A 7,830-nucleotide genomic window follows, 5' to 3' on the forward strand; every position below is an offset into this window, starting at 1 on the left:
CTGGTTTTCTGACATGCTTTTGTCCCCTTCGCCTTTCGGATCCAGGTAAGTCATCGGGCCCAGGAACCTCCTTCCGAGTTCCTCCCGGCTGAACCTGGGATACAAACAGAGCGCCTCGTGGCGCACAAGCTCTGTTCGACGACCCACCGGTGGACGCCCAGTCCTGAGCCGTGTTCGGTGCCGCGGCGGGCGATGACGGGGGTGATCCCGACTGCCCGGACCTGTCGGCGGTACTTGTCGTGGTCGTAGCCCCGGTCGGCGTAGAGCGTGTCTGGTCGTCGGCGGGGCCGTCCGCGTCGGCCGCGCACCGGCGGGACGGCCTGGATCAGCGGGATGAGCTGGGTGACGTCGTTGCGGTTGCCGCCGGTCAGCGAGACGGCGAGCGGGATGCCGTGCGCTTCGGTGATCAGATGGTGCTTGGAGCCTGTTCGGGCACGGTCGACCGGGCTCGGTCCGGTTTTGGGCCGCCCTTCATGGCCCGCACGTGGGAGCCGTCGATCACCGCCCTCGACCAGTCCAGGGCGGCGGCGGCGTTCAGCTCGGCCAGCAGTGACTCGTGCAGACGCTGCCAGACGCCAGCGTCGTTCCAGTCACGCAGACGCCGCCAGCACGTCATCCCCGAGCCGAAGCCCAGTTCCTGGGGCAGGAACTCCCACGGAATGCCGGTGTACAGCACGAACAGGATGCCCGACAGCACTTTCCGGTCGTCCAGACGCCTGCGCCCCGGGTGATCGGCCCTCCGCGGCACGACCGGAAGCAACGGTTCGATCCGCGCCCACAACTCATCGGACACGACCCACGGAAGCTGCTCACCCTTTCTCACGTGAAGGCTAACGCTCCATCAGGCACCCACATTCCAAGGTAAGAAGCCTCACTTTGTTAGGAGTTCTAAGCCCTGCGGGCCATGCAGATCCGCTCCGCGCCGTGACGAGGCGTGTCGGCGTACTGGCCCCAGTCGTAGACGGCCCAGGCCATGTCGCTGGTGTCGGCGGGGCGCACGAACTGTGCCTCGTGTCCGTCGACCTCGTAGGTGAACAAGTCCGCCAGGCGGGCCGGGTCCGACGTGATCACGGTTGGCTCCTCGCCTCGCTGCTACCGGATCGGTGGGCCCGGCGGGGTTCGTCACGGGCGTAGTCCCTCTCCCTGCTGGGCCTGCCCAGCGTGGCCTACCAGCTGCTCTTTGGGGTATCGGGGGCAGCCTCGTTCGCCCACGCCTGGGCGGTGGCGACGTTGGGGGCGCGCCGACGCCGCGGACGTGGACAAGCTCCAGGCCCGGCGGCCGGAGTGGCAGGATCCGGAGTATTCCTGGCGGCCTCGCAGTAAGCCAAGAATCGTACTATTTAGTGACATGATGAGTGATGAATTCCGCATCATCACGGTCGTCCGACCAGGCGACACCTGAGCCATTCCTGCCTGTCAGTACGGAAGGCGGTGAGCAATGAGCGACACCGAGCAGGAACCCACTGCGGCCGAAGGGACAGAGGCGGAGACCACCCCCGAGGAGTCACCGGCCACGACTGAGGCCGGCCCTACGGAGGGCGAGGAGCCGACCCCCGAGGCAGCGGAGGCGGAAGCAGAAGAACCCGCCCCCACCACAGCCGAGGAGACTGGGGCTGAAGAGCCCGCGACCCCGGCAGCCGAGGAGGCTGGGACCGAAGAACCAGTCACCCCCGCGGCCGAGGAGACCGGGACCGAAGAAGCCGCCACAGAGGAGTAGGAGAACGGCTGTGCGCGACGGTCGTCGCGCACAGCCACGACGCAGCTCGGGACGCCCCTCAAGCGGACTCGCTGCCTGTACGCACCGGCCGCGCATCCCGCCGCGCGAGGGGCGGAAGTCCGGATGCCTGCAGTACCGCCGGTGCCACCGTGGACGGGTCTCTGCTGGCCATCCACCAAAAGCGGGCCACCATGATCATGTCGTCGACGCTCTCCCGCACGAACCCGTCCACGATGCCCAGTCCGCCCGGGCGTTCACGCAGCACCACATCGCCCGGCTCCTGATCATCCGCGATCTGCTGGTAGTCCCCCGAGTTGGGGCGACCCGAGAGCTCGTACACCCAGTGGCCCATGCCTGCCATCCTGCCGGGAACAACGAGCATCCCACTGATCACTCGACTTTCGATGTTCTCACTGATCGTCATGCCAAGCATGTGCTGGCTGCCGCCGATGCTTCTCTGCCGTGCGGACATCGCGGCGCCACACGCTCCACCACCCATGAGGCGGTGTGCTGACGACAGTCAGAGTGACGGGATTTGACGTGGGGGCGGCCTGGGGAATGCGCAGGGCGAGGATGGCCATGTCGTCGTGACCGTCGCTGGGATGTCGGTCGGCCAGTGTCTGTACGAAGTCGGCCAGGGGCACGCCCGCGTGGGCGGTGGCGAGGGCTGTGAGGCGACCGAGACCTTCTTCGATCGGGTGCTCGTGGTGTTCGATGACCCCGTCGGTGAAGAAGACCATCGTTGAGTCTTCGGGCAAGGGGTGGGTGTGGTCGTGGCGTGGCACGGCGGTGTCGACGCCGAGGGGCAGGGCCGGGTCGGTGTACAGGTAGCGGGTCGGTTGGCCGGGGGAGATCAGCAGTGGCGGGGGGTGACCCGCGGTACTCCAGTCCAGTGTCCAGCCGGCCGGTGGGGCGGGTTCGATGCGTGCGAGGCATGCGGTGGTGACGGGGACGTCGGTGATCGCCTGGAAAGCAGGGTCGAGCCGGGTGAGGACAGCGCTGGGCGGGGTGCGCAGTAGCGCCAACAGCGCGGCTACGACCACCACGTCCACCCACCGCAACCCGGGCCGCCGCCACACACCCCGCGAGGGGAAACCGCCTGTCTCTGCCACCGGGCTGCCTCTCGTCATCTCCGTGCGCGAGGCCAGACAACACCAGGTCGGGCAAACCCTATGGGCTCTCGTGCGACCGGCGCGTGAACACTCCTCCACCGGCCGGGGTTGTACCTGCCGACACGCACACCGCTCCCCGTCCTTCTGGGAGCGGAGTGCGCCTGCGTATGCGCCGGTCCCTTGCTCGGCGAGGACTCTACTCGGCCGGGACGAAGAGCAGCCCCTTCGCCTTGGGAGCCACGCTACCGAAGGCGGTGATCTGACCGGTCTTCAGGTTAAGCGTGCCCAGCCCGTTCGCCGCCGAGGCGAAGGCCTCGCCCTTGGAGAAGTGGCCCGTCACGGCGATCACGTCGCCCTTCGCGGTGTCCACCACGTAGAGGGTTCCCTCGGTGGAGGAGGCGAAGGCGGTGTCGTCCACCGTCTGGCTCAGCGGCAGGACGACCGCCTTCTGCTGTGCGCTGCCCCAGTGCTTGACGAAGACGGCCTGCTGGTCGGCCTGTCCGTCCAGCAGCAGGCTGCCGCCCAAGCCCGGCACGGAGCGCGGCACGAAGGTGCTGGAGTCGTCGTCGGTCAGGTTGAGCGGACCGGTCTTGCCGGTCACCAGGTTGGTGGCCGTGATGTTGTCGTCGAAGACCGGAGTGGTCTTGGCGATCGAGCCGCTGAAGGTCACCTTGTACAGCGCCGGGCGGCCCGCGGTGCTGCCCTTGGCGTCCGCGGCGGGGTTGGAAGCGACGATGTAGACGACGCCGTGCCGGACGCTCACGTTGTCCGTGCCGCCGCCGTGCGGCAGCGAGCTGTAGTGGTAGTGCTTCACCGTGCCGGCGCCGTGGTGGCGGCCACGCCGGAAGCTGATGGTGTAGACACTGCTGTTGCCGTCTTCGTTGACGGATGCGACGACCCGGTGGGTACGGGGGTCGGCGCCGAGGCCGTCGACCTTGCCGACGAGGTCCCAGTGCGCCACCTCCTTGCCGTGCTTGTCGAACTCCACGACGGTGCTCTTGGTGTTCCCGGTGGGCGAAGGCTCACCCTGCGAGCCAACCCCGTTCTGGAAGCCGACGAAGAGCTTGTCGCCCAGACGCGCGATGTCGTCGGCGCCCGTAACCTTGCCACCCGCGTGCGCGAAGACGGCCGCCTTGAAGCCGGCGGGCACACCCACGGGCGCCGCGTTCGTCGCGGCTCCCGCCACCCCCGAGAACCCGATCGCCACAGCCACCACACCGGCCGCCGCGCCGAGCACCTTGCTGATCCTCATACTCATGACCTTCCCTCACACAAGAGGCGAACCAGACCGCGCGCCAGCCTGTGTGCCCTTGAAGATCCAGCGATGGCGCGAACACGGCTCGAAGGGAACGAGGGAGTTAACGTCTACGGCTGTGTAGACCGTTCGGAGGCGTCCGGTCATGACGGCAGACAGCCCTCCTGCATGTTTGGTCCGCCGACTACGTCCCCGCCCCTGGACTCTCGTCGACCGGGAGGCTGTGACCAAGAGCCCTGGCATGGTCGGCGTAGACGTGGTGCAGCAGTGCGTGGGTCTCCTGGGCGAGCCTCAGCCGTTCCGCTTGGATACGGGAACGCTTGCGATTCGCCCGCACCAGGTGCAGCGTGCCGCCTGCCGCTATGCAGGCGCCCACGTCGCTGGTCACGTTGGTGTAGTTGCCGCCGTTCAGTTCCGCCTGCGCGCTGGTCGTGATGATGCCTGCCAGCGGCAGGACGATCAAATAGACGCCCAGCGCGATCAGGAAGACGACGTGTGTCTTGCCGGACACGGCCCGCGGCACCCACGCCGCAAGCCGGTCGAAGGCGTGTCGTGGATACGCGATCCGGGTCAGAGACTCGGCGGGGACACCATCGAGGATGTTCTCCGCCCCAGCAACTGTCTTCTCCTTCGATGTGCTTGCGTCGCGTTCTGTGCCCATGTTCGTCGCCAGAATGCTGGCTGCGCGGACGGTCCGTCCGTGGTGCCGAGCATCCTGCAACTGGCCGAAAAGGAAAGGAGTTGTGCCACATACGGACGAGGACCTGCTCGGCGAGTACTGGTTCGGCCCGGGCGAGGTGACCCTGGCTTGGATGCCGGCCCTCGAAGGAAGTTCACCAGTTGCGCAATAATGAAAGCATCATCTGAACAGAGCCAGGGGGAGGGCCGGACCATGCGAGGCACGTCCGCTGCGGAGCGCCTGCTGGAAGAACTGCCGCAGGGATACCCGCCGCCTCCCCTGGACGCCCAGGTCCAGCTCACCTACCGGCCAGTGGCCGTAAACGAGCAGGCCGGATGGCCGCGGCCGGGCACCGTCACCGCCTGGTGGACAACCCCGGACGGCGCCACGCTGTGCCGCCTGTGCCTGTCCGGAGCCCCGACGCCGCGCTGGGTGGTCTACGACCCCGACCGGATCGCTCTGCTGGTCGAAGACGGCACATGACGCTCCCGGCCGGCAAGAAGGTTGCCGGACGGCACAACAGTCGAAGTCAGCCTGGGCGATACGCCCTCGGGGGAGGAAGACCATCCATGGTGCACGGCGACATTCAGCGGCGCGACGCGAATCTCCGGCTGGGAGCCGCCGTGGCCGAGATCGAGGGGCTCTATACGGCCCTGCTGAAAACCACCTCCCCTGGACGGCGCCGGCGGCTACGAGCCGAGCTTTCGCGCGCCGCCGAGCGGCTCGCGGGGCTGGCAGCCGCTCCCGGACCGGGGCGAGGAGCTTTGCCTGCGGCTCCGAGACGTTCACGCAGGGCACGCCGGAAGGCACTGGCCGAACGAGGCGCCGCGTGGATCATCGCGCGCTACGGACGGAACGCACGCTGAGGCCATGCCGGCCGGGCGCTGACCGGCACGTTGCCCGGGCCCACCCTGATGCACATCCAGCTCGCATCCGGCGCGGCCCTTGTCTTGCGCCGCCACACGCTGGCCGACACAGCACAGAGCAGCATGATCCGCGGAGGAATGTCCGACTAGTCTGTTCCCAGGTGTCTCGGAAAGTCTGGTCGACATGGCCCGCCCGCAGTCACCGACCGGGAGACTCAATGCCGGAGCACTCGCCCGCCCCGCCACACGGACACCGCAGCCTCTGGGAGACCGCACGCGGCGCACTGCACCGACTGAGAGGGCGGACAGCCCGCACGGCCCGCGCCTCGGAGCACGTCGTGGTCCGGCTGTCGGGCGAGATCACCGCGAAGAACGCCGAGAGCATCAGCAAGGACCTGCTCGACGCCCTCGTGACGCATCCACGCGTTCTGGAGGTGGATCTCCAACGCGTCACCTACATGAACAGCGACGGAGGCAGGGCGTTCCTCTCCACGCTGCGCCAGGCACGACTCCATGGCACAAGGATCATCGTCACCCATACCAGCACCAACGCCAGCATTACGTTCCAGAGGCTCGGCCTGACCCAACTGCTCGACATCCACGAAGAGGGCGCACCCGAAAACGGCACACCAGATGGCCAGTCTCCGTGACGGCGCGGCCTTCCGCAGGACGAGCGGAGAAAGGCATGCAGGCCGGTCGCTGGCCCCGCGACGCTGCCTGACGCCACCGCGACGCCTGACCGCCGTTTCACGCCAAGGCGTAGATCGAAATTTGGACCAGAAGCTTGCCTGGCTGATCCTCACGGCGTGCGTCCCGGTCGCGGTCGCCGGTGTCGCGCTCGACGGCATCGTGCTCTTCGTCACGGAGCAGTTGCGGCGCGGCGGGACCGGCCGCCGGCGGGCCGGGGCGGCCGTCGCCCCCGGCGAGGAGCACCTGTCGGCGGACGAGCAGTCGGACCTGCGGATCACCCGGCTGACCATCCGGCAGGCCGTGGTCATCGGCGCCGCCCAGATCCTCGCCCTCCTCCCCGGCCCCGCACCGGCTCCACCATCAGCGCGGGCATCTTCAAGGGCATGGACCACGAGGACTCCGCCCGCTTCGCGTTCCTCCACGCCGCGCCGGTCATCGGCGGCGCCGCCCTGCTCAAGCTCCCGCCGCTGCTCGGCGCCCTTGGCGACGGCCTGCGCGGCCCGCTCCTGGCGGGCAGCGTCGCCGCCTTCGTGGCCGCCTACCTCGCGCCCCGCTACCTGGCCCGGCACTTCGAGCACCGCGCCCTGATCCCCTTCTCGATCTACTGCTCAGTTGTGGGCCTGGGCAGCCTCGCCTACTTCGCCGTTACGTAAGGGGCGTCCGTCTCAAGCTGGGCCGAGGGCTGGTTCATGCCGGAGTGAGGGACATCTGCCTCATACCGACGTGGCGGCGCTGCCTTGCCGGGCGAGGGGGGCACGCATTGTTCCTCGGACGGAGGGGCCGGTGCTTTCGTCCTCGGGCGAAGGGCCGGCGCGTTCGCTTCCGAGTGACGGCCCGGTCCTCCGGCGTATCCCTGATGGCTCGGTGCGGCCAAGGGGGTTGTCTGACCGCCCGTCGTGGCTCAGGTGGCGTCGGGATCGTAGGCGTGCGCGGGGGCCTGATCCGGCGAGGCCGCTCGGCTCGCCCCGCTCCCGGTCCGACCGGTCGGCTCGGTTCGCGCGGCCCGCTCGGTCGACTCGCTCGGCTCACCGTTCACCGCGTCGGCCAGCTCCGCCAGCTCCGCCCTCGGATCCAGGGCGGAGCGGATCTCCTCGATCCCGAGGCCGTCGCCGTCGAGGAGGTGCTTGCGCACGAACGTCTTCGGGTGCAGGTCCTCCAGCTCCAGGTCCTTGAACTCCGGACCCAGTTCCGAGCGCACGTCCTCCTTGGCGGCCTCGGAGAACGCGCGGACCTTGCGAAGGAACCCGGTCACCTTCTGTAGGACCTCGGGCAGCTTGTCGGGACCGAAGAGCAGGATGATCATGATCCCCAGAACGAGCATGTCCAGGGGACTCACGTCGAACAACATCGGTGCCTCCACTCTGTCCCCGAAGGGATGCCGGGCTCACGGACGTACGAACTGGGTCTCGGCGGCGTTGACGTCGGCGGCCGGCTGCGGCGGGGGACGGCGGGCCGTGTCGCTGACCTTGAGCAGGACGGCGACCAGCAGCCAGTTGGCGACCATCGACGAG

General features: G+C 68.4%; 9 protein-coding genes and 1 pseudogene. 3 read left to right on the forward strand and 7 right to left on the reverse strand.

The annotated features are described in order from the left end of the window. Positions 1 to 128: 128 nt before the first annotated feature. From ACFC8N_RS48465 to ACFC8N_RS48490, 6 genes and pseudogenes are all read right to left on the reverse strand, one after another. A pseudogene (locus ACFC8N_RS48465) lies at positions 129 to 823 on the reverse strand (IS5 family transposase); the annotation flags it as partial. Between the two features lie 65 nt (positions 824 to 888). Next, positions 889 to 1,071, reverse strand: coding sequence for a hypothetical protein (locus ACFC8N_RS48470; protein WP_376296053.1), 183 nt, complete (start codon positions 1,069 to 1,071; stop codon positions 889 to 891). 704 nt (positions 1,072 to 1,775) lie between these two features. Next, complete coding sequence (locus ACFC8N_RS48475; RefSeq protein ID WP_376296054.1) at positions 1,776 to 2,141, reverse strand: hypothetical protein; 366 nt, start codon at positions 2,139 to 2,141, stop codon at positions 1,776 to 1,778. Next, entirely contained in the window at positions 2,128 to 2,769 is a 642-nt protein-coding gene (locus ACFC8N_RS48480) for a PP2C family protein-serine/threonine phosphatase (RefSeq protein ID WP_376296055.1), read from the reverse strand. Before ACFC8N_RS48480 ends, ACFC8N_RS48475 begins: the two co-directional genes overlap by 14 nt. A 256-nt stretch (positions 2,770 to 3,025) precedes the next feature. Next, positions 3,026 to 4,081 carry a hypothetical protein gene (locus ACFC8N_RS48485; protein ID WP_376296056.1) on the reverse strand — a complete coding sequence of 352 codons (1,056 nt, stop codon included), beginning with the start codon at positions 4,079 to 4,081 and terminating at the stop codon, positions 3,026 to 3,028. Positions 4,082 to 4,268: 187 nt separating this feature from the next. Next, positions 4,269 to 4,745, reverse strand: a complete 477-nt coding sequence (locus ACFC8N_RS48490) for a hypothetical protein (protein ID WP_376296057.1) — start codon at positions 4,743 to 4,745, stop codon at positions 4,269 to 4,271. A gap of 231 nt (positions 4,746 to 4,976) precedes the next feature. On the opposite strand from ACFC8N_RS48490, the gene ACFC8N_RS48495 reads away from it, so the two are divergent. From ACFC8N_RS48495 to ACFC8N_RS48505, 3 genes are all read left to right on the forward strand, one after another. Beyond that, positions 4,977 to 5,246: a hypothetical protein gene (locus ACFC8N_RS48495; RefSeq protein ID WP_376296058.1), complete on the forward strand. Its 270-nt coding sequence runs from the start codon at positions 4,977 to 4,979 to the stop codon at positions 5,244 to 5,246. A gap of 676 nt (positions 5,247 to 5,922) precedes the next feature. Further along, positions 5,923 to 6,279 carry an STAS domain-containing protein gene (locus ACFC8N_RS48500; RefSeq protein ID WP_376296060.1) on the forward strand — a complete coding sequence of 119 codons (357 nt, stop codon included), beginning with the start codon at positions 5,923 to 5,925 and terminating at the stop codon, positions 6,277 to 6,279. Between the two features lie 423 nt (positions 6,280 to 6,702). Further along, positions 6,703 to 6,972, forward strand: coding sequence for an undecaprenyl-diphosphate phosphatase (locus tag ACFC8N_RS48505; protein WP_376296059.1), 270 nt, complete (start codon positions 6,703 to 6,705; stop codon positions 6,970 to 6,972). Between the two features lie 248 nt (positions 6,973 to 7,220). Here the strand turns inward: ACFC8N_RS48505 and ACFC8N_RS48510 are convergent, their stop codons facing one another. Beyond that, a complete protein-coding gene (locus tag ACFC8N_RS48510) occupies positions 7,221 to 7,667 on the reverse strand; it encodes a sec-independent translocase (protein WP_356037380.1) in 447 nt (148 codons plus the stop codon). Between the last annotated feature and the right edge of the window lie 163 nt (positions 7,668 to 7,830).

The organism is Streptomyces sp. NPDC055966, assembly GCF_042269865.1.
In the GTDB taxonomy this organism is placed as follows: domain Bacteria; phylum Actinomycetota; class Actinomycetes; order Streptomycetales; family Streptomycetaceae; genus Streptomyces.